At 72.9% G+C, this 18,852-nt stretch carries 16 protein-coding genes and 3 pseudogenes; 8 read left to right on the top strand and 11 right to left on the bottom strand.

Going from position 1 to position 18,852, the window contains the following annotated elements; genetic code table 11:
• Positions 1-3: 3 nt before the first annotated feature.
• On the bottom strand, positions 4-687 hold the full coding sequence (locus BSB02_RS09910; protein ID WP_084958430.1) for a response regulator transcription factor: 684 nt from the start codon (positions 685-687) through the stop codon (positions 4-6).
• A gap of 149 nt (positions 688-836) precedes the next feature.
• On the opposite strand from BSB02_RS09910, the gene BSB02_RS09905 reads away from it, so the two are divergent.
• The 3 genes from BSB02_RS09905 to BSB02_RS09895 are packed head-to-tail and all read left to right on the top strand — an operon-like array spanning position 837 to position 3,860.
• Positions 837-1,871, top strand: coding sequence for a tripartite tricarboxylate transporter substrate-binding protein (locus BSB02_RS09905; RefSeq protein ID WP_206184604.1), 1,035 nt, complete (start codon positions 837-839; stop codon positions 1,869-1,871).
• Positions 1,855-2,334: a tripartite tricarboxylate transporter TctB family protein gene (locus BSB02_RS09900; RefSeq protein WP_206184603.1), complete on the top strand. Its 480-nt coding sequence runs from the start codon at positions 1,855-1,857 to the stop codon at positions 2,332-2,334. The genes BSB02_RS09905 and BSB02_RS09900 overlap by 17 nt, the downstream gene beginning before the upstream one ends.
• A 20-nt stretch (positions 2,335-2,354) precedes the next feature.
• The gene (locus tag BSB02_RS09895; RefSeq protein WP_084958429.1) at positions 2,355-3,860 is read left to right on the top strand and encodes a tripartite tricarboxylate transporter permease; all 1,506 of its coding nucleotides are present in this window, start codon (positions 2,355-2,357) and stop codon (positions 3,858-3,860) included.
• 13 nt (positions 3,861-3,873) lie between these two features.
• Here the strand turns inward: BSB02_RS09895 and BSB02_RS09890 are convergent, their stop codons facing one another.
• Both BSB02_RS09890 and BSB02_RS43440 read right to left on the bottom strand, forming a co-directional pair.
• Positions 3,874-4,353: an MSMEG_6728 family protein gene (locus tag BSB02_RS09890; protein ID WP_084958428.1), complete on the bottom strand. Its 480-nt coding sequence runs from the start codon at positions 4,351-4,353 to the stop codon at positions 3,874-3,876.
• Positions 4,354-4,460: 107 nt separating this feature from the next.
• A pseudogene (locus tag BSB02_RS43440) lies at positions 4,461-4,916 on the bottom strand (SAM-dependent methyltransferase); the annotation flags it as partial.
• 42 nt (positions 4,917-4,958) lie between these two features.
• Here BSB02_RS43440 and BSB02_RS09880 point away from each other — a divergent pair.
• A complete protein-coding gene (locus BSB02_RS09880; RefSeq protein ID WP_158088595.1) occupies positions 4,959-7,367 on the top strand; it encodes a glycoside hydrolase family 10-like protein in 2,409 nt (802 codons plus the stop codon).
• A gap of 156 nt (positions 7,368-7,523) precedes the next feature.
• On the opposite strand, the gene BSB02_RS09875 is transcribed toward BSB02_RS09880, so the two are convergent.
• The 8 genes from BSB02_RS09875 to BSB02_RS09840 all read right to left on the bottom strand — a co-directional run bounded on the left by BSB02_RS09875 (position 7,524) and on the right by BSB02_RS09840 (position 16,199).
• Entirely contained in the window at positions 7,524-8,228 is a 705-nt protein-coding gene (locus BSB02_RS09875) for an N-acetylmannosamine-6-phosphate 2-epimerase (protein WP_084958426.1), read from the bottom strand.
• On the bottom strand, positions 8,225-9,916 hold the full coding sequence (locus BSB02_RS09870; protein ID WP_158088594.1) for an FAD-dependent oxidoreductase: 1,692 nt from the start codon (positions 9,914-9,916) through the stop codon (positions 8,225-8,227). Before BSB02_RS09870 ends, BSB02_RS09875 begins: the two co-directional genes overlap by 4 nt.
• Positions 9,907-11,346: a DUF4127 family protein gene (locus BSB02_RS09865; RefSeq protein WP_084958424.1), complete on the bottom strand. Its 1,440-nt coding sequence runs from the start codon at positions 11,344-11,346 to the stop codon at positions 9,907-9,909. Before BSB02_RS09865 ends, BSB02_RS09870 begins: the two co-directional genes overlap by 10 nt.
• Entirely contained in the window at positions 11,343-12,302 is a 960-nt protein-coding gene (locus BSB02_RS09860) for an ROK family protein (RefSeq protein WP_206184602.1), read from the bottom strand. The genes BSB02_RS09865 and BSB02_RS09860 overlap by 4 nt, the downstream gene beginning before the upstream one ends.
• A complete protein-coding gene (locus tag BSB02_RS09855) occupies positions 12,299-13,015 on the bottom strand; it encodes a GntR family transcriptional regulator (protein WP_084958423.1) in 717 nt (238 codons plus the stop codon). The genes BSB02_RS09860 and BSB02_RS09855 overlap by 4 nt, the downstream gene beginning before the upstream one ends.
• Entirely contained in the window at positions 13,012-13,920 is a 909-nt protein-coding gene (locus BSB02_RS09850) for a carbohydrate ABC transporter permease (protein ID WP_240506316.1), read from the bottom strand. Before BSB02_RS09850 ends, BSB02_RS09855 begins: the two co-directional genes overlap by 4 nt.
• Positions 13,917-14,795, bottom strand: a complete 879-nt coding sequence (locus BSB02_RS09845; RefSeq protein ID WP_084958422.1) for a carbohydrate ABC transporter permease — start codon at positions 14,793-14,795, stop codon at positions 13,917-13,919. The genes BSB02_RS09850 and BSB02_RS09845 overlap by 4 nt, the downstream gene beginning before the upstream one ends.
• A gap of 102 nt (positions 14,796-14,897) precedes the next feature.
• Complete coding sequence (locus BSB02_RS09840) at positions 14,898-16,199, bottom strand: ABC transporter substrate-binding protein (RefSeq protein ID WP_158088593.1); 1,302 nt, start codon at positions 16,197-16,199, stop codon at positions 14,898-14,900.
• 193 nt (positions 16,200-16,392) lie between these two features.
• Here BSB02_RS09840 and BSB02_RS43435 point away from each other — a divergent pair.
• The 4 genes and pseudogenes from BSB02_RS43435 to BSB02_RS09825 form a co-directional block, all read left to right on the top strand.
• A pseudogene (locus tag BSB02_RS43435) lies at positions 16,393-16,650 on the top strand (transporter substrate-binding domain-containing protein); the annotation flags it as partial.
• 58 nt (positions 16,651-16,708) lie between these two features.
• A complete protein-coding gene (locus BSB02_RS09835) occupies positions 16,709-17,281 on the top strand; it encodes a hypothetical protein (protein WP_240506315.1) in 573 nt (190 codons plus the stop codon).
• A gap of 31 nt (positions 17,282-17,312) precedes the next feature.
• A pseudogene (locus tag BSB02_RS09830) lies at positions 17,313-17,504 on the top strand (ATP-binding cassette domain-containing protein); the annotation flags it as partial.
• 200 nt (positions 17,505-17,704) lie between these two features.
• Positions 17,705-18,565 carry a MurR/RpiR family transcriptional regulator gene (locus BSB02_RS09825; protein WP_084958420.1) on the top strand — a complete coding sequence of 287 codons (861 nt, stop codon included), beginning with the start codon at positions 17,705-17,707 and terminating at the stop codon, positions 18,563-18,565.
• Positions 18,566-18,852 lie beyond the last annotated feature (287 nt).

The following is an 18,852-nucleotide window of genomic DNA, read 5'->3' as shown; positions in this document are numbered from 1 at the left end:
GGGTCAGCCGGTCGGCTCCGGCGCGTCGGCCACGAGCCGGTAGCCGACCCCGTGGATCGTGCGGATGGGGACGGCGGGCCCGAGCTTGTGCCGTAACGCCGCGATGTGGGTGTCCAGGGTGCGGCTCGAGGACTCCCAGGTCGCGCCCCAGATCTGGTCGAGGATGACGTCGCGGCTCACCACGTTCGGCGCCCGCCGCGCCAGCAGCAGGAGCAGATCGAACTCCTTGCGGGTCAGCGTCAGCGGCGTGCCGCCGACGGTGACCTCGCGGGTGCCGACGCTGATCCGCACCGGGCCGAGGACGAGCGGCTCGTCCGGGTGGGTCAGGGCGCGGGCCGCCCGGGTGCGCCGCAGGACGGCGTCGATCCGGGCCAGCAGCTCCGGGACGCCGAACGGCTTGACGATGTAGTCGTCGGCGCCGGCGCGCAGGCCGCGGACCCGCTCGTGCTCCTCCGAGCGCGCGGTCACCGCGATGACCGCGGTCTCCGGGCGGTCACGCAGCCTGCGGATCACGTCGAGCCCGTCGCCGTCGGGCAGGCCCAGGTCGACGAGGACCACGTCGGACGGGGTGGCGCGCACGGCCTCGGCGGCGGTGGCGATGCGGTGGACCTCGAAGCCCGCCTGGGCCAGGACGGTCACCAGGCCCCGCGCCACGCGGTCGTCATCTTCGATGATGGTGATCCGCATACCGGATTGTACGGCCGGCCTCGACGCTCGCGTCAGCCGTTCTTGGGGTTTCTCTGACATCCGGCGCATTCCTTGGGATTTCTTTGACACCGTCCGCGCCCCCGCCGGTCGAGACTGAGGCCGCACGCTCACCGAGAGGAGGCCGCGCCATGACAAGGACCAGCGGGTACCGGGCCGCCGTGCGGATGCTCGCCGCGATCGGCGCCGTCGCGCTCGCCGCCGCCTGTTCCGGCAACGGCGGCACCACCGGAGGCACCACCGGCACGGGCCAGGCCGGCGGCTACCCGGACCAGAACATCACCTTCGTCGTCCCGTTCAGCGCGGGCGGCCCGACGGACACCGTCACCCGCATGATCGCCGACCCGATGGCCGCCAAGCTCGGCGGGAAGATCGTCGTCCAGAACGTCGAGGGAGCGGGCGGCACGGTCGGCGCCGGCGAGGTCGCGCGGGCCAAGCCCGACGGCTACACCGTGCTCATGCACCACATCGGCATGTCGACGGCGCCGGCCCTGTACCAGAACCTGGGCTACAAGCCGCTGGAGGACTTCGAGACGGTCGGGCTCGTCACCGAGGTGCCGATGACGATCGTCGCCCGCAAGGACTTCCCGCCCGCGACGCTCCAGGACCTCGTGACCTACGTGAAGGCGAACGCCGGCAAGGTCACGCTGGCCAACGCCGGCATCGGCGCCGCGTCCCACCTGTGCGGCCTGCTGTTCCAGACCGCCGCCGGCGTCAAGCTCCAGGAGGTTCCCTACGAGGGCACCGGCCCCGCGCTGACCGACCTCGTCGGCGGCCAGGTCGACTTCATGTGCGACCAGACGACCAACACCAGCGGCCAGATCGCCGCGGGCGAGGTGAAGGCGTACGCGGTCACCACGCCGGAGCGGGTCAAGAGCCTGCCCGACGTGCCCACCACCGCCGAGGCCGGGCTGCCCGACCTCAAGGTCAGCGTCTGGCACGGGCTCTACGTCCCCAAGGGCACGCCGCAGGACGTCGTGCAGAAGCTGTCCGAGGCGCTGAAGGCGGCGCTGGCCGACCAGAAGGTCATCGACCAGATGGCCAAGCTCGGCACCGCGCCGGTCCCGGCCGAGAACGCCACGCCGCAGGCGCACCGGGCCAAGCTCGAAGAGCAGCTGCGAACCTGGGCCAAGGTCATCGCCGACGCCGGTGTCAAGGCCTCCTGAGGTGGAGCGCCGCCGGTCCCTCCCGGACGTCCTGGCCGGGATGATCTTCGTCCTGATCGGTGGCGCGTTCGTGGCGGGGTCGCTCGGCTACGAGCTGGGCACCCCGCTGCGGATGGGCCCCGGCGCCTTCCCGCTGCTGGTCGGCGCGATCGTGGCCGCCCTGGGCCTGGCGATCGTCGTCAAGGGGCTCGTCGCCGGCGAGGTGATCTCGTTCGGGCCGATCCCCTGGCGCGCGGTCGTCCTCATCGTGGCCGCGCTCCTGTTCTTCGGGTTCACCGTGCGGGGCCTGGGATTCGTCGTGACCTCGGCGGTGACCGCCCTGCTGACCACGCTGGCCAGCTCGCGCGTGCGGCCGCTCACGGCCGTGGCCGTGGCCGCCGGGCTGACCGTGGCCGCCACACTGATCTTCGTCGTCGGGCTTCAGCTGCGGATCCCGCTGTGGGGCCCGTGGCTGGGGCTGTGACGCGGCATCCGGACTGAGGCATGGAATTCTTCGACAACCTCGCGCTGGGCTTCTCCACCGCCCTCCTGGTCCAGAACGTCGTCTACTGCTTCGTGGGCGTGCTGCTCGGGACGATGGTCGGGGTGCTGCCCGGCATCGGGCCGACGGCGACGGTGGCGATGCTGCTGCCGATCACGTTCAACTTCGAGCCGGTGACGGCGCTGATCATGCTGGCCGGCATCTACTACGGCGCGCAGTACGGCGGCTCGACGACCGCCATCCTGATCAACCTGCCCGGCGAGTCGTCGGCGGCGGTCACCGCGCTGGACGGGCACGAGATGGCCCGGCAGGGGCGGGCCGGCCCGGCGCTGGCCGCCGCCGCGATCGGATCGTTCATCGCCGGTACGGTGGCCACCGTCGTGCTGGCGGTCGCGGCCCCGCCGCTGGCCCGCGTCGCGCTGAAGTTCGGCCCGGCCGAATACTTCTCGCTGGTGCTGCTCGGCCTCATCGTGTCGATCGCGCTGGCGCGCGGCTCGGCGCTCAAGGCCCTGGCGATGATCGCGCTCGGCGTCCTGCTCGGCACCGTCGGCCAGGACATCTACACCGGCACGCCCCGGTTCGTGTTCGACCGGCGCGAGCTGTACGGCGGCATCGACTTCGTGTCGGTCGCCGTCGGCATGTTCGGGGTGGCCGAGATCCTGCGCAACCTGGAGAACGAGCAGGCTCGCACGGCGATCGTCAGCAGGGTGAAGAACCTCTGGCCGACCCGCGAGGACCGGCGCCGGATCGTCGGCCCGATCCTGCGGGGCACCGGCCTGGGCGCCGGGCTCGGCATCCTGCCCGGCGGCGGGCACGTGCTGGCCTCGTTCACCTCCTACGCCGTCGAGAAGCGCGTCTCCAAGCGGCAGCAGGAGTTCGGGCGCGGCGCGATCGAGGGCGTCGCGGGCCCCGAGTCGGCGAACAACGCCGCCGCGCAGACGTCGTTCATCCCGCTGCTCACGCTGGGGCTGCCCGCCCACCCGGTGATGGCGCTGATGGTCGGCGCGTTCATCGTGCACGGCATCACCCCCGGGCCGAACGTCATCACCGACGAACCGGCGCTGTTCTGGGGCCTGATCGCGTCGATGTGGATCGGCAACGTGCTGCTCGTGGTGCTGAACCTGCCGCTGATCGGCCTGTGGGTGCGCATGCTGCGCATCCCCTACCAGGTGCTGTTCCCGATGATCGTCCTGTTCGCGGCGATCGGCACCTACTCCCTGGGGTTCAACGCCTACGACGTCTACGCGATCGTGTTCTTCGGGATCCTGGGCTACATCCTCATCAAGTGCGGCTGCGAACCGGCGCCGCTGCTGCTCGGCTTCGTCCTCGGGCCGCTGCTGGAGGAGAACCTGCGGCGGGCGCTCATCATCTCCCGCGGCGACGCCTCGGTCTTCCTGACCCGGCCCATCTCCGCGGCGCTCCTGGCGCTGGCCGTGGCGGCCCTCGTCGTCGCCGCCCTCCCGGCGATTCGCAAGCGCCGCGAGATCGTGTTCACGGAGGAGGACTAGCTTCTCCTAGAGCCTAGAGAGGGGTACGGCGGGGCCGGTCGGACTCCGGCCACACATACGGCAGGTCGGCGGGCACCGAGGGGAAGCGGGGCCGGTAGAAGGCGGGCTCCTTGCGCAGCAGCGCCGACTGGTGGCTCCGGTGGAAGTCCGGATCGCCGAGCCAGGGCGGCAGGTCCCCGGCCAGGGCCAGCTCGCGCTGCGGGCGAACCGCGGTCACGCCGAGGGCCCGCCGCAGCTCCGCCCGGAGGGTGCCGGCGCACGTGTCGGCGTGCCCGCTCGCGCGCCACACCCCGCAGATCTCCAGCCCGTAGCGGGCGAGCGCCTCCTCGTAGCCCGCCCACATGGCGACCGCCGGATGGCGCCGCCAGCCGTACCCCGGGACGAGCAGTCCGCGCAGCACCTGGATCGTCTCGGCGCGCTGCTTGCCCAGGCGCCGCCGGTCGAGCGCCCGCGCGCTCTGCGCGAAGTCGGGGTAGGGCAGGAACGTCTGCATCGCTGTCCTGCTACCCACTCCCCGAGCCGGTGACGCGCGACCAGGGCAGCCCGGCGCCGCCTACTGGGCGCCATCGCCTTCCGCCACACCTCCATCATGGGCCGGTCGAAGTCGATGAGCCCGGCCACGTCCGGATGGCGGATGACCGCCTCGGGGTCGCGGGCGTCGGCCTGCGCGATGGCCACGCGCTCATCCTGCGGCAGCGCCCGCGCGTGGGTGATGGCGATCGGGTCGTGGCCGACGTAGACGACGCGCGAGTCCGCGGATCGATGCCCGGGGGATGCTCGGGGAGTCCGGCATGTCTCACCTCGACAGACGAAGGGTGCCGGTCGGACCGTGACGGCCGATCTCAGCGGCCCGCGCGAATGAGCGTCGGCGACGCTCGACGTGCCTCCGGAGGAGGTGACACCGGGGGTGGTGCCGAGCTCGGCGGGGTGCTCGGTGAAGCCCGGAACCCGCCGCCCCGCCGGCTCCCGCACCGACAGTGGTCCGTACCAATTTCGAGTAGTGGTTCGGAATATATGCTGAATTGAGAGCTTTAGGCGGTTACTTGTCCGGACCATTTTCGCCAGACTCGACCAAACATCTGTTGAATGGAGGAGTCTGTGCGTATTCGAGGAGGGAGCGCGGCCCTGCTGGCAGTGGTCGCGCTGTCGTTCCCGACGGCGCCGCCCGCCACAGCCGAGACGGCGCCGAACGGAGCGCAAGCGGCGGCCGCGGAGCCCGCCCCCGCCGGACCGAAGGTGATCGCCGCGGACGGCGCAGAGCACCCCATCCACGCCGTCGACCCGCCCAGCAGGACGGGCGGCATCCTGGCCCTCTACACCCCCGCCTTCCAGCCGCGCACCGGCACCAACGCCTTCGGCGGAGAGGCCGTCCTGCGCAAGACGACCGAGCGCGATGTCTACGAGGTGCTCGACGTGTGCACCGCGCTGACCCAGTGCCCCAATCCAGGCGACAACGCGATCCCGGCGGACGGGGCGGTGCTGTCCGCCTCGCCGGGTGGCTCTCCCGATGTGCGCGCCTTCCTTCGCGATCATGTGCGCAGGGGCGACCGGATCCGGTTGGAGGGCCTGGTCTTCAAGACCGTCGGCACGCCGGTGGACGCGGTGGACCCCACCGCCGAGACCAACCCCGAAGGCGTCGATCCGGCGTCCGGCCGGTGCTATCCGGGCTGCCGGGGCGCCGAGCAGCTCGTCGTCTACACCAGGCCCGGCAGAACCGGCACCAACGCCTACGGCTTCGAGGTCACGGTCGTGAACGGCCGGGTCACCGCCCGGGGCGGCGGGGACAGCACGGTCCCGGAAGGCGGCTATGTGATCAGCGGCCATGGTTCCCGTGGCCAGTGGCTGTCGGCCAACGCGGTGCTCGGCGCCTCGGTGAGGCTCGAAGGCGGCAAGGTCACCGTCTCGGTCGACGCGGGCACCTACCGGCTCGGCGCCGAGCAGGCGCTGGCCACCGCCCGCCGGGGGCTGGACGACGCCGGGGCGAGCTGTCTCCCCGTTGACGGCGAGGGAGCGAGGACGCGCATCGCCGAGGCCGAGCGGCTGCTCGCGCGGGCCGCCGCCGAGCCGGACCCGCGCGCCGCCGCGGATCTGGCGCAGCAAGCCAGGCGGGAGGCCGAAGCCGCCTGGTACCGTACCCGCGAGTCCCGCCCCGTCGAAGGCCGCGGCATCTGGGTCAGGCCCACCGAGACCACTCCCGAGCAGATCGAGCGCTCCCTCGACCGGCTCCAGGCGACCGGGATCAACATGATCTTCCTGGAGACCCTCTGGCAGGGGTACACGATCTATCCCAGCCAGGTCGCCGCCCGGTGGGGCGTGGCGGCCCAGCGGCCGAACATGGCCGGCTTCGACCCGCTCAAGGTGTGGATCGACGGGGCGAAGAGGCGCGGCATCGAGCTGCACGCCTGGGTGCACACCTTCTTCGCCGGCCACCAGGGCGAGAACAAGGGTCCGGGCCCGATCCTGACCGCGCACCCCGAATGGGCCGCGGTGGAGCGCGAGGACGTCGGCAAGAGCGGCCCGCAGCCTTCCTCCCAGGAGGCCGGCTACTACTTCCTCGACCCGGCGATCCCGCAGGCCCGCCAGTACGTCAAGGAGATCTTCGAGGAGATCCTCACCCGTTACGAGACCGACGGCCTGCACCTGGACTACATCCGCTACCCGGTCTCGCTGCCCTACCAGGCGTCCTTCTCCTACAGCGACCACAGCCGCGCCGAGTTCGCCAAGGCGTACGGCGTCGATCCCTACGCCCTGACCATGGACGACCCGCGCTGGAAGGACTGGAACGCCTGGCGCGAGCAGCGGATCACCTCCTTCGTCGCCGAGGTGCGGGAGCTGCAGCGGCGGGTCGCGCCCGGACGCCGGCTGTCCGCAGCGGTCTTCCCCGACCCCTCCGACGGTCTGGGCAAGAAGTTCCAGAACTGGGCAGCCTGGGTCGAGCACGGCTACGTCGACCTGCTGACCGGCATGGCGTTCGGCACCTCCGCGCAGGCGGTGGCCGACGACACCGCCAGGATGCGCGGCCTGGTCGGCGAGGGCAACCTGCTCTACACCGCGACCTACGGCCCCATGCGCGGCAGCGCCCCCGAGGTCGTGCTCGACCAGGTGCAGGCGGTGCGCGACGCCGGCTCCGACGGCGCCGCCCTGTTCTCCTACCTGCAGCTCCGCAACGACCAGGCGGACGCGCTGGGCACCGGCGTCTTCCGGGTCAAGGCCCGCGTGCCGCACGCCGACCTGCCGGGGGCGGCCCGTACGGCTCTCGCCCGCACAGGCGAGCAGCTCGCCGCGGCGACCGGCAGGTGCGTCCCCGTGGAGACGGCCAAGGACCTGGCCAAGGACCTGGCCGCGGCCGACCGCTGGATCCGGATCGGCAAGCTCGGCCGCGCCGAGGCCCAGCTCGCCCGGGCGGCCGGCCGACTGCGCGACTCCTCCGGGCTGGAGCCGCGCTTCCGCGACCGCCTGCTGCGCGATGTGACCATGTACGACCGCTGGCTCAGCCGCGCGCGCTGAGCCGGTCTTCCGGCCGGAGCGCGTCCGGGACGCTTCCCGCCCGGCCGCCTCCGGTCCCGCTGAAAGGCCCGCCGCCCCTGTGACGCGCCCATGGGGGTGGCGGGCGTTTCCCGCTCGTGGCGGCTCGGCTCGCGATCCCAGTCGACGTGACAGACGTCATGCCCGCGATCGTTTCAAGGCCGAGACGAACCGGCGGGTGATGTCGGCGGGCCGGGTGATCGCGCCGCCGACGACGACGGCGTGCGCGCCCAGGGCGAGGGCCCGGTCGGCCTGTTCCGGGGTGGTGATGCGGCCCTCGGCGAAGACCGGGACCGGGCAGGCCGCCGACAGCCTGGCGACCAGGTCCAGGTCGGGCTCGGGACCCGGAGGGGAGTCGGGGGTGTAGCCGGACAGCGTCGTGGACAGGCAGTCGGCCCCGGCGGCCACCGCGGCCAGCCCTTCCTCGAAGGTCGCCACGTCGGCCATGACCAGCGCGCCGGTGCGCTCGCGGATCCGCTCGATCGTGGCGGCCAGGTCGAGCCCGTCGCCGCGCGGCCTGCCGGTCGCGTCCAGGGCCACGATCTCCGCTCCGGCCCGCGCCACGGCGATCGCGTGGCCGGCTGTCGGGGTGATGTAGACCTCGGCGTCGCCGTCCTTCCACAGCCCCACGATCGGCACATCCACGACCGCCCGCACGGCCGCCACGTCGGCGGGGGAGTTGATGCGCACCGCCACCGCCCCGCCGGCCACGGCGGCGCGCGCCATCTCCGCCATGTAGGCGGGGCCGAACAGCGGATCGCCCGGATAGGCCTGGCAGGAGACCACCAGCCCGCCGCGCAGCCTGCCGAGAACCTCGGCGCCCGTGGCCTTGGTGCCCGTCATCGGTCCTCCTCGCGGACGAGCCCGGCGGCACGGGCCAGGGCCAGGCACGCCTCGCCCCAGGTGGCGGCGCCGTCGAAGGCGGGGGCCGGCACGTTCGCGCCCGTGAGCCGGTGCGCCGCGGCGCGCAGCGCCGCCCGGTCACCGTCGGTGAGGGCCGCGCCGGGGCCGATCTCCAGCGTGTCCTGCCGTACGGCTCCCGCCGCCGCGAGCAACTGGACGGCGCCGAACAGCGGATCGTCCACGGGTACGTCCAGCGCCCAGGCGATCGGCACGCCCCTGGCCACGAGCGCGGCCTGCAGGGCGGACAGCTCCCGCCGGTCGGCGGCCACCCGGGAGGGCGGCACGCTCCGCCGTACGCAGTGGGCGGCCAGCGCACCCGCGGCCTCGCCGACCGCCCACTCGCCGTGGTGCACCCGGTAGGCCGCGGCGGCGGCCTGCGTGGCGCCGAGGTTCTTGGCCGCGGCGAGCAGGTTGCCCGGCTCGGGGGCTACCAGCGCGGACAGCGGGATCTGGAACGGCGCCGACGGCGCGTAGTGGCTGCGCGGATGGCCGACGCGGGGGTGGACGTCCATGTGGTACCAGGCCACGCCGACCGAGTCGGGCATCGCCGCCGCCCTGGCCCGGCCGGGACGCGGGCGCAGGTCGTGCTCGGTGACCGGCCGGGGCACGGCCAGGCGGCGCGACTCCCGCACGTACGGGTGCACGGCCAGGCCGCCGAAGGTGACCGGCGCCTCGGTGACCAGCCGCAGCCCGGGAAAGCCCGCCTCGGTCTGCAGCCAGTGCAGGAAGGCGAGCGACAGCAGGCGCGACTCCGCCGCGGCGAGCTCCGGCTCGTCCACCAGCGACCGGTCGGCGTAGTCGTTGCCCACCCAGTTGATCAGCGCCAGGTCGCGGCCGCCGAGCACGGCGCCCTCGCGCAGCCGCCGGTAGGTCCAGAACGGCGGATGCCCGTCGGGCCCCTGTTCGAACATGCGGTAGCGGTGCACCCGGCCGTCCCAGCCGGCGATCTCCAGGGTGAACGGCTGCCGCACGCGCCAGCGCTCGTAGCCCGGCGGCCGCTCGACCGTGTGATCCTCGCCCGGCAGGTGCTCGACCAGGAAGCCGGTGGTACACGACTGCACCGCGGAGGGCCGGGGACCGCCGTCGAGCGCCAGCTCCTCACCGTAGGCGTCGCGGCCCTCCGAGCCCACCGTCCAGGGGGCTCCGGCCAGCGGCAGCAGGTCGCCCAGCTCGGTCGCGTCGCAGAACACCTCGGCCGAGACCGTCTCGCCGGTGCTCAGCGTCACCGACTCCAGCGTCCCGGCGTGGACCCGGGCCGAGCCGGGGGCGGTCCCGGTGAGGACGGTGAGCCGTCCCGAGGCCACGTGCGGGGCGAGCATCCGGTCGAGCGCCGCCTTCGCCGCCGCGGGTTCGAAGCAGAGCCTGCTCACCCAGCCGCCGCCGGGGTTGGCCACCCCGCCGTACTGTGCCCGGATCAGCTCCCGCAGCCTCCGGTAGGAGGCCGAGACCCCACCTTCCTCCACGTGGGGGTGCTCGTCCAGGGCGGGCACCAGTTGCGTGGTGACCTGGCCGCCGAGCACCTCCTGGTCGCAGGTGAGCACCACGGTGCATCCCGCCTCGGCCGCGGCGAGCGCCGCGGCCACGCCGCCGAGTCCGCCCCCGACGACCGCGACGTCGGCTATGCGCACGCGCCATCCTCCTCGATGATGTCGAAATCCACTTCGAACGTGCGGTTCCACGGCAGCCGCACCCCCGCCGCCGCGAGCCCGTCGAACCCGGGCGGCCGCAGGGAGTTCAGCCCGGCCTCGATCTCGCCGATCGCCGGGTGTCCGGGCGGCACGTGGTCGTGCCGGGTGGGATCGCCGCCCAGGCGGGCCCGCACCGTGCCGCGCACCCGTGTCATGTAGCCGTGGTCCTCGACCAGCCGCCGGAACAGCAGCCGCCGGTGGGCGGCGGCGTCGAAGGTGCCGTTGCGCCGGCCGGCGACGACCGCGACCGCGTGCGCCGCCGCCGTGCCCAGCGTGTTGCCCGCGGTGTTCCAGCCCGCGTAGGCGGCCAGCCGGTGCAGCAGCCCGCGCTCGCCCAGCGCCGCCACCAGGGCGGGGTCGGCGCCGTTCGGCTGGGCGCAGTCGGCGATCGCCACCTGCCGCCCGGCCGCGATCAGCTCCGCGGCCCGGCCGGCCAGGGCCGCCGCGGCCGCCGTGTTGCGGGCGTGATCGGCGGGCGGGGCGACCGCCCAGTCGGCGCCGGTGCCGTCGGGGACGTGGACCAGCAGCGTCACCTCCGGATCGCCGTCGTCGCACACCCCGCCGCACGCGGCGATCTGCCCTCGCGCGGTCTGCCCGACGGGCATGTTCTCGTACGGCGCCACCCGGTCGAGCGGCCCGGCGGCCTCCACCGAGAACCGCACGGGAACCTCCGCGGCCAGCACGCGGGCCACCAGCGTGGCAGTGGCCTCGTCCGCGCCCGGCCGTACGGTCACCCGCCCGTCCAGCCAGCCCGTCCACGCCTGCAGCCAGCGCAGCTCGGCCGTGGCCAGGCCCCATTCGGCGGTGTCGTCGGCCCCGACGACCAGCGTCTCCAGCGTGCCGTCCGCCAGCAGGCCGAGCGCGGCGAGGTTGAGCGTGTGGTTGCGCAGCCGGCGCCGCAGGAAGTCGTGGCGCACCTCCTCCGGGACGTCCGGCCCGGCGCCGTCGCCGCGGTGGAGCGCGGCGGAGAGGCGATGCAGGGCGGGGCCGTGCCGCGCCCAGTACTCCGGTTCCTCCATGGAGTCGGCGGAGTCCGGGGTGCGGGTGACGAGGGTGACCGCGTGCACCGGAGCGCCGACCTCGCGCAGCCGCGCCCACCGGGCGGTCACCTGCTCGACGGTGGCGGGAAGGATCCGGGAGGCGATCAGCCCGCCGAATCCGAGCGTCTCCAGCGCCACCACCGCGGCGTCGCACGGCGTCTCCCGCAGCCAGCGGGCGAGCGCGTCTGGGTCGCCGGGCGTCCGGATCCGCGGCAGGTGCGCGGCGGGCGGCAGCAGGACCCGGGCTCCGGCGACCGCGGCGATCTCCCGGGGCAGGACCGCGCAGGCGGGCCGCTCGTCCAGCGGGACGAGGGCGAGGGTGAGCGTCATCGGCCGGTTCCCGCAAGCAGGGCAGCGGCCTCGCGGGCCGCGCCCACCACGACCGCGTCGGCGCCGAGCACGGCCTCGACCACCGGCACGTCCGCCAGGACCGGCAGGACGGAGGCGCGCAGGGCGGTGCGGAGCGGGCCGAGGTACGGCTCTCCGACGGCGGCCACCCCGCCGCCGACCACGACGGCGGCGGGATCCCACACGTTGACCACCCCGGCCAGCGCCCGCCCGAGCGCCGTGCCGCCCCGGGCCAGCACGGCGGCGGCCACCGGGTCGCCGGCCCCGGCCAGCACCGCGACGGGACGCAGGTCGCGCCCCTCGCCGAGGAGCCCGGCGGGGGCGGGGTGGGCCGTGGCGGTCCCGGAGACGGCACGGGCATAGGCGGTGGCCATGGCGGGGCCGGAGGCGACCGCCTCCACGTGCCCGCTCGCGCCGCACGTGCAGGCGAGCCCGTCGGCCTCGGGGACGGGGACGTGGCCGAGGTGACCGGCGACGCCGTGGGCGCCGAGCATGATCCTGCCGTCCGCCGCGAGCGCCCCGCCGATGCCGGTGCCCGCCGTCACCCCCACCACGGGGCGGCGTGACAGGCCGGGCCGCACGCTCAGCTCCCCGGCCAGGAACGCCTGGACGTCGTTGCGGACGATCGCGGGCAGGCCGAGCGCGTCCTCCAGCAGGCCGGCCAGCGGGGTGCCCGCCCAGCCGCGGATGGAGTCGACGGCCGCCGTGATCGTCCGGCCCGCCGGGTCCACCATGCCGCAGCTGCCGACGCCCACCGCGCGGGGCCGCCCGGCGCCGTCGGCCAGGAGCCCGCGCGCGAGCCGTACCACCGTGCCGACGACGGCGGCGGCGCCCTCGGCGGCGGGGGTGGGTGTGGCGGCCTTGCGGACGACCGTGCCGTCGTCCGCGACCAGCCCGGCTGCGATCTTGGTGCCGCCGATGTCGATGCCGAGGTTCACCGGCGCCGCCCTCTGGCGATCGTCACGCGGAAGTCGTAGCGGTCGGCGCGGTACACGCTGATCCCCCGCTCCACGGCGCGGCCCCGGGCGTCGTAGGCGACCCGGGACACCTCCAGAGCCGGGAAGTTGTTGGGCACGCCCAGCAGTTCGGCCTGCTCGGGAGTGACGACGGTGGCGGAGATGGTCTGGTCGGCGTACTCGGGGGCGGCCCCGGCCTGCTCCAACCGTCCGTACAGCGAGTCGACCTCGCCCAGGCCGACCAGGCCGGGCACGAGATCCTCTGGGATCCAGACGTTCTCCAGGCACATCGGCTCGCCGTCGGCGGTGCGCAGGCGCCGCAGATGCACCACCGGCGCGCCCGGCTCCACGAACAGGTCGCGCGCCACGTTGACGTCGGCCGGCTCCCGCTCCATCAGCAGCAGCTTGCCGCCGGGGACCATGCGCCGGGCGCGGATGTCCTCGCTGAACGAGCTGAGGGTGAGCGACTTGGTGATCTTCCCGGCGTCCGCGACGAACGTGCCGGAGCCCTGCACCCGGTAGACGCGCCCGTCGCGGACGAGCCGTTCGATCGCCTCTCGCACGGTCATCCGGCTCACGCCGTACCGCTGCATCAGCTCGCGCTCGCTCGGCAGCGGGTCGTGCGGGGCCAGCCGGGTCTCGATGAGCTCCACGAGGGTACGGCGCAGCCTCTCGTATTTGGGTTCCTGGGTCATCCCTTGACCGCCCCTTCCCCGACGCCCCGGAAGAAGAATCTCTGCAGGGCGAAGAACAGCGCCAGCAACGGCAATACAGCGATCATTGTGCCCGCCGCGATCACCCGCTGGTCGGCGGTGAACGTGCCGGACAGGTACTGGATGCCCACCGTCAGGGTGTAGTTCCTCGGCGAGGACAGCACGATCAGTGGCCAGAGGAAGTCGTCCCAGGAGAACACGAAACTGAAGATGGCGACCACGGTGAGCGTGCCGCGGACCGAGGGCAGCGCCACCCGCCAGAACCGCTGCCACTCCCCCGCGCCGTCGAGCATGGCCGCCTCCTCGACCTCCACAGGGAGGGCGCGGAAGCCGTTGCGCAGCAGCAGCACCGACAGGCCGGTCACGGCGGTGGGCAGCAGCACGCCGAGCAGGGTGTCGACCAGGCCGAGGGAGCGCGAGGTCAGGAAGACCGAGACCATGATCACCTCAAAGGGAATGATCATGGTGGCGAGGAACGCGGCGAAGACCACCTTGCGGCCCCTGAAGCGCATCCTGGCCAGGGCGTATCCGGCCATCGCGCCGAACAGGCAGTTGGTGAGCGCCGAGCCGAGCGCGACGATCAGGGAGTTCAGCCCGTAACGCCAGACCGGCACGGTCTGCGCGGCCTTGGCGTAGTTCGCCAGCGTCGGGTCGTCCGGCCACAGGTCGGGCGGGTAGCTGAAGACGCTCTCCGCGGTGCCCTTGAGCGAGGTGGACAACTGCCAGGCGAACGGGCCGATCAGGACGACGAGCATGCCGAGCAGCAGCAGGTAGTGCACGATGCGGGCAGCCACCCGCCGGGCGGCCGCCCGCGCCGGCGTCCTGCCCGGCGGCGCGCCGGGCGCCGGGCGCAGAGCGGTCCGCCGCGGCTCGGTCCGTACGGTCACAGCCGTTCCTCCCGTCGGTTGAGCCGGGTGAGCAGCAGGGAGAAGCCGAGGGTGACGGCGAACAGCACCAGGCTCATCGCCGAGGCGTAGCCGGCCTCCCCGCCGAGGCCGAGGCCGACCTCGCGGATGTGGTAGACGACGCTCGCGGCCTCACCTCCCGGGCCTGCTGTGCCGTTGGACAGCACGTAGATCTCGGCGAACACCTTCGCCGCGGCGACCGCGGCCAGCGTGCCCACCAGCACCATGGTCGGCCGGATGGCCGGGACCGTCACCGACCAGAACCGGCGCACCGGGCCCGCTCCGTCCACCTGGGCGGCCTCGTGCAGCTCGCGCGGCACGTTGGCCAGCGCGGCGAGGTAGACCACCATGTAGTACCCCAGGCCCTTCCAGACCGTCACGCCGATGGCGCTGAGCAGCAGCAGGTCGGCGTCGGTGAGGAAGGGCAGCGGTTCCTCGATCAGGCGCAGGCCGCGCAGCGCGGCGTTGACCAGGCCGTCGTCCGACAGCAGCCACGACCAGATCAGGCCCACCACGACCATCGAGGCGACCACGGGAGAGTAGAACACGGCCCGGAAGAACCCGATGCCGAACACCTTCTTCCGCACGAGCAGCGCGAGCAGCAGCGGCAGCGTCACCATCGCCGGGACGCACACGGCCACGTAGAGCGCGGTGTTGCCGATCGCGTTCCAGAACCGCTCGTCCTCGGCGATGCGGGCGAAGTTGTCAAGGCCGTTGAAGGCGCCGCCGCCCAGCGTGGAGGCGTCGGTGAAGGCCAGCACGATCGTGTTGGCGAACGGGCCGAGCGAGAAGACCAGGGCCACCAGCAGGGCCGGGGCGGCGAACAGCCACGGGATGGCCGGGTTGCGGCCGATCATGCGTGGACCTCCAGACGTCGGGACGGGGTTCCGGGCGGGCCGTCGCGGGCGCCGCCCGGAGGTCGCGGACCGGCTTTCCACCCGGCCGCGGGTACGGCGGGCTCAGCTGCCCGTGATCTCGTTGGCCTCCTCGACCGCCTGGTCGAGGGCCTCCTTGGCGCTCAGCTCGCCCTGCAGCGCGAGCTGGATCTTGCCGATGACCGCCTTCTTGACGCGGTCGTCGAACTGCACGGGGGTGAGGTTCTTCGCGGTCGGCAGCGCGGCGGCCGACAGCTTGCGGGCCTCGGACTCCGGCGTGCCGTCGGTGGTGGTGAAGTACGGGTCCCCCAGCGCCTCGGTCACGCTCGGCAGCACCGCCACGATCCTGGAGAAGGCGAGCTGGTTGTCCTTGTCGGTGATGAACCGCGCCAGTTTGAGGGCGGCCTCCCGGTTGGGGCTGGACTTGGGCACCAGCAGGCCCATCACCGACATGTTGGCCACCCCGTCCGGGCCGGTGATCTGCGGCCCCACGCCGGTCTGCTCGGCGATCTCGGGCGCGTTCTCCTTGATCAGCTTGAGGAAGTTCGGCCCGCTCGGGAACAGCGCGATCTTGCCGGCCTGGTAGGCCTCGGTCTGCTTGGCGTGGTCCTGGGTGAGGGAGTCCTTGGAGAACACCCCGTCCTTGTACATCGCGGCCAGCTTCTCCACGTGGGCCACGGCCTCGGGGGTGTTGAAGGCCCATTTGCCGCTCTGGTCGAGCAGCGGGACGCCCAGCTTGGCCAGGTCGGTGATGAAGCGGTTCTCCAGCGCCGGATGCATGCCGTGGAAGTCGCCCTTGCCGGCCTTGGCGAGCTTCTCGGCGGCGGCGTGCAGCTCCTCCAGCGTCGCCGGAGGCTTGGCCGGGTCCAGGCCCGCCTTCTCGAACAGCTTCTTGTTGTACATGGTCACCTCGGAGGTGAGGTACCACGGGAAGCCGAACGAGCCGGGCTTGCCGGGGACCTTGAACGCATCCCACGCGCCGGGCACGTAGAGCGGCCTCGCGTCCGCCGCGGCCGACTCCAGGTCGACGAAGACGTCCTTGCTCTCCAAGGGCTGGGCGAAGTTCGGGTTGAGGTTCACCACGTCGGGGAGCTTGCCGGCCGCCGCGTCCGCCACGAGCTTCTCCTGGGCGCCCTGGAAGGGAATGTCCACCCATTCGACGTCGATGGCGGGGTTGTGTGCCTCGAAGGCCGCGATGGTCTTCTCGATGTACTCGTCGAAGGTCGGCTTGAGCTGGAGCGTCTGAAAGACGATCTTGCTCTTGCCGTTCCCGGTCGTCTGCTGGGGGGCGGCCGGCTGACTGACGCCGCCGAGACCGCAGGCCGACACGGCCAGGGCAAGAGCGGCCAGCCCGCCGGCGAGGCGGAGGGGGGCGATCGTACGCATGGTGCTCCAGACGAGAGGAGGACAATTGGTCCGTACCATTTAGATGGAGAGTCTGGAGGGATGGAGGCGAAGTGTCAATACATGGACTTCACGAAGGGACAGAGGTACGGACCAATCTCTTTCCGAGCACGCCGGGACAGCGACGGAGAATGTAACGAATGATACAGCTTGGCGTCATTAGCCATCTTCTGTAATGCCTGCTCCGCACCATCCCCGTCCGAGGTGCGACATGCGCAGACTTCCCCTTCTCCTCGCAGGTGTGGCCGTTCTCGCCACCGCCGATCCCGCCCTCCACGCCCTGCTTCCCGAACGCATCAGGCAGGCCGGCAAGGTCAGGGTGGCCACCGACGCGCCGTACCCGCCGTTCGAGATGTTCGTCTCCGAGGGCAGCAAGGAGCTGACCGGCATCGACTACGACCTCGGCCAGGCGATCGGCGCCAAGCTCGGCGTGCGCTTCGAGTTCGGCTGCAGAAGTTCGACGGCATCATCCCGCCATCAAGGCCGGCACCGTGACGGCGGCCCTGCAGACCAAGCCCGCCGCCATCTACACAGCGCGCACCGCCGACGGGGGCGACGCCTTCGAGATGGACGACGGCACCTACGGCAAGATCCGTGCCAAGCACGGCGCCGAGTCGATCGGCCTGAAGACCGCCACCGTCAACGCGGTCGTGGCCATCGGCCTGGCGGGCGGCGTGGCCGTCGCGGTGATGCGGCTGTCGGCCAACCCGGTCCTGTCCCTCAGCACGGCCGGGTTCGTCTGGCTCTTCCGCGGCACTCCCCTCCTGGTGCAGATCCTCTTCTGGGGCTTCTCCGGCATCTTCTACCCGGAGATCGACCTGATCGTCTGGTCGCCCCCCACCAACGAGGTGATCACACCACTGGCCGCGGCCCTGCTGGCCCTCGGGCTGAACGAGTCCGCCTACGCGGCCGAGCTGATGACGCAGGTGCAGCGCGTCTACAGCCAGAACCACCAGACCATCCCGCTGCTCATCGTCGCGAGCCCTGGTACCTGGTCCTCACCACGCTGCTGTCGATTCCCCAGGCGTACCTGGAGCGCAGGTACGGCAGGGGCACCGGCGTGACGCGGCGGCTGTTCGGAGGTGTCCGATGACCATGGTCAAGGCCGAGGGGGTGCGCAAGCGCTTCGGCACGCTGGAGGTGCTCAAGGGCGTCGACCTGGAGGTGCGCCAGGGCCAGGTGCTGTGCCTGCTGGGTCCCAGCGGTTCGGGCAAGAGCACCTTCCTGCGCTGCGTCAACCACCTGGAGAAGATCGACGGCGGCCGGCTCAGCGTGGACGGCCGGCTGGCCCGGGTCGGCCTGTCCAGCGTCCGGCCACGTATCACCCTGCTCGCCTCGCTGATCCGGCGACTGCCCCCACAGGACAGGCCATGAGAGTCCTGGAGAGTCCTGCTCGCGATCCTCGCGGCCTGCGGGTGGACATCCGGGCCGGCTGACCCCATGATCGACGGGCCGCCTTCCGGCGGCCGGTCGGGAAGGAGAGTGCGATGGCGCGGCTGAGCGACGTCATCAAGGAACGCCTCGGCGAGTGCAGCCCGGCCGAGCGCAAGGTCGGCCGGGCCCTGCTGGCCGCCTATCCGGCCGCGGGCCTGGAGACCGTCGCCAAGCTGGCCGAACGCGCCGGTGTCAGCGCCCCCACCGTGCTGCGCTTCACCGCCCGCCTCGGCTTCGGCGGCTTCCCCGGCTTCCAGGCCGCCCTGCGCGCCGAACTCGGCGAGCGCGAGGCGTCCCCCGCCACCCTCTACGACGCCGGCGGGTACGGCTCCCGCTCCTCCACCGCCGCCGGCCTGCTGCAGCAGGCCGGGCAGAGCATCGGCGCCGCGATCGCCGGCACCTTCGCCGCCATCCCACCCGACGACCTCCGGCAAGGCATCGGCCTGCTGGCCGACCCCGGCCGCCGCATCCTGGTGGCCGGGGGCCGCTTCACCGGCGTGCTCGGCCGCTACCTCGCCCTCCACCTCGTCCAGCTGCGCGACAACGTCCACCCGCTGTCCGACCTCGCCGTCGAGCGCGCCGCCGTCCTGGCCGCCGCCGGCCGCAAGGACGTCCTGGTCGTCCTGGACTACCGCCGCTACGAGCCCGAGTCGCTGGAGCTCGCCCGCTACCTGCGCGACCAAGGCGCCAAAGTCGTCCTGCTCACCGACCCGTGGCTGTCGCCCATCGCCGCCGTCGCCGACGTCGTGCTGCCCAGCCGTGTCGGCTCGCCCTCGCCGTACGACAGCCTCGTCCCGGCCCTGGCGGTGATCGAGACCCTCATCGCCGGCGTCCTGACGGCCCTCGGGCCGGACGGGCACGAGCACCTGCGCCGCATCGAGGAGGCCGCCCGCGCCGCCGGGCTGTACGGCTGAGCACGGGCGTCGAGGCCGTCGCCGCCCGCGGCCGCCCGCCTTGCGTGGTCCGCAACAGCGGACGGTGGCCTTTCGGGGGGTGGCCGAAGGGTGGCCCTAGCCGTACAGGATCTGAAAAAGCAGCGGGCCCGGACGGAGAGGACTCCGTCCGGGCCCGCTGGTTCAACTCCGGTCAGTGGCGCGTGATCGAGCGGTCCTCGCCCGCGCCGATGGCGGCGTGCTCCTCCTCGTGAGGCCCGTGCGGCTCGTGGCCCTCATCCAGGGGGATCTTCTCCCCGCCATAAGCC

This window comes from Thermoactinospora rubra, from assembly GCF_002093975.1.
Lineage (GTDB): Bacteria > Actinomycetota > Actinomycetes > Streptosporangiales > Streptosporangiaceae > Nonomuraea > Nonomuraea rubra_A.
Note: the sequence above shows the minus strand (reverse complement) of the source record. Positions and strands in the feature narration are given on the sequence as shown.

Coding starts and splice junctions, on each gene's coding strand:
- BSB02_RS09855 (WP_084958423.1), bottom strand. CDS start 13,015: ATGACCCAGGAACCCAAATACGAGAGGCTGCGCCGTACCCTCGTGGAG.
- BSB02_RS09875 (WP_084958426.1), bottom strand. CDS start 8,228: ATGACGGGCACCAAGGCCACGGGCGCCGAGGTTCTCGGCAGGCTGCGC.
- BSB02_RS09865 (WP_084958424.1), bottom strand. CDS start 11,346: ATGACGCTCACCCTCGCCCTCGTCCCGCTGGACGAGCGGCCCGCCTGC.
- BSB02_RS09840 (WP_158088593.1), bottom strand. CDS start 16,199: ATGCGTACGATCGCCCCCCTCCGCCTCGCCGGCGGGCTGGCCGCTCTT.
- BSB02_RS09905 (WP_206184604.1), top strand. CDS start 837: ATGACAAGGACCAGCGGGTACCGGGCCGCCGTGCGGATGCTCGCCGCG.
- BSB02_RS09890 (WP_084958428.1), bottom strand. CDS start 4,353: ATGCAGACGTTCCTGCCCTACCCCGACTTCGCGCAGAGCGCGCGGGCG.
- BSB02_RS09910 (WP_084958430.1), bottom strand. CDS start 687: ATGCGGATCACCATCATCGAAGATGACGACCGCGTGGCGCGGGGCCTG.
- BSB02_RS09825 (WP_084958420.1), top strand. CDS start 17,705: ATGGCGCGGCTGAGCGACGTCATCAAGGAACGCCTCGGCGAGTGCAGC.
- BSB02_RS09845 (WP_084958422.1), bottom strand. CDS start 14,795: ATGATCGGCCGCAACCCGGCCATCCCGTGGCTGTTCGCCGCCCCGGCC.
- BSB02_RS09895 (WP_084958429.1), top strand. CDS start 2,355: ATGGAATTCTTCGACAACCTCGCGCTGGGCTTCTCCACCGCCCTCCTG.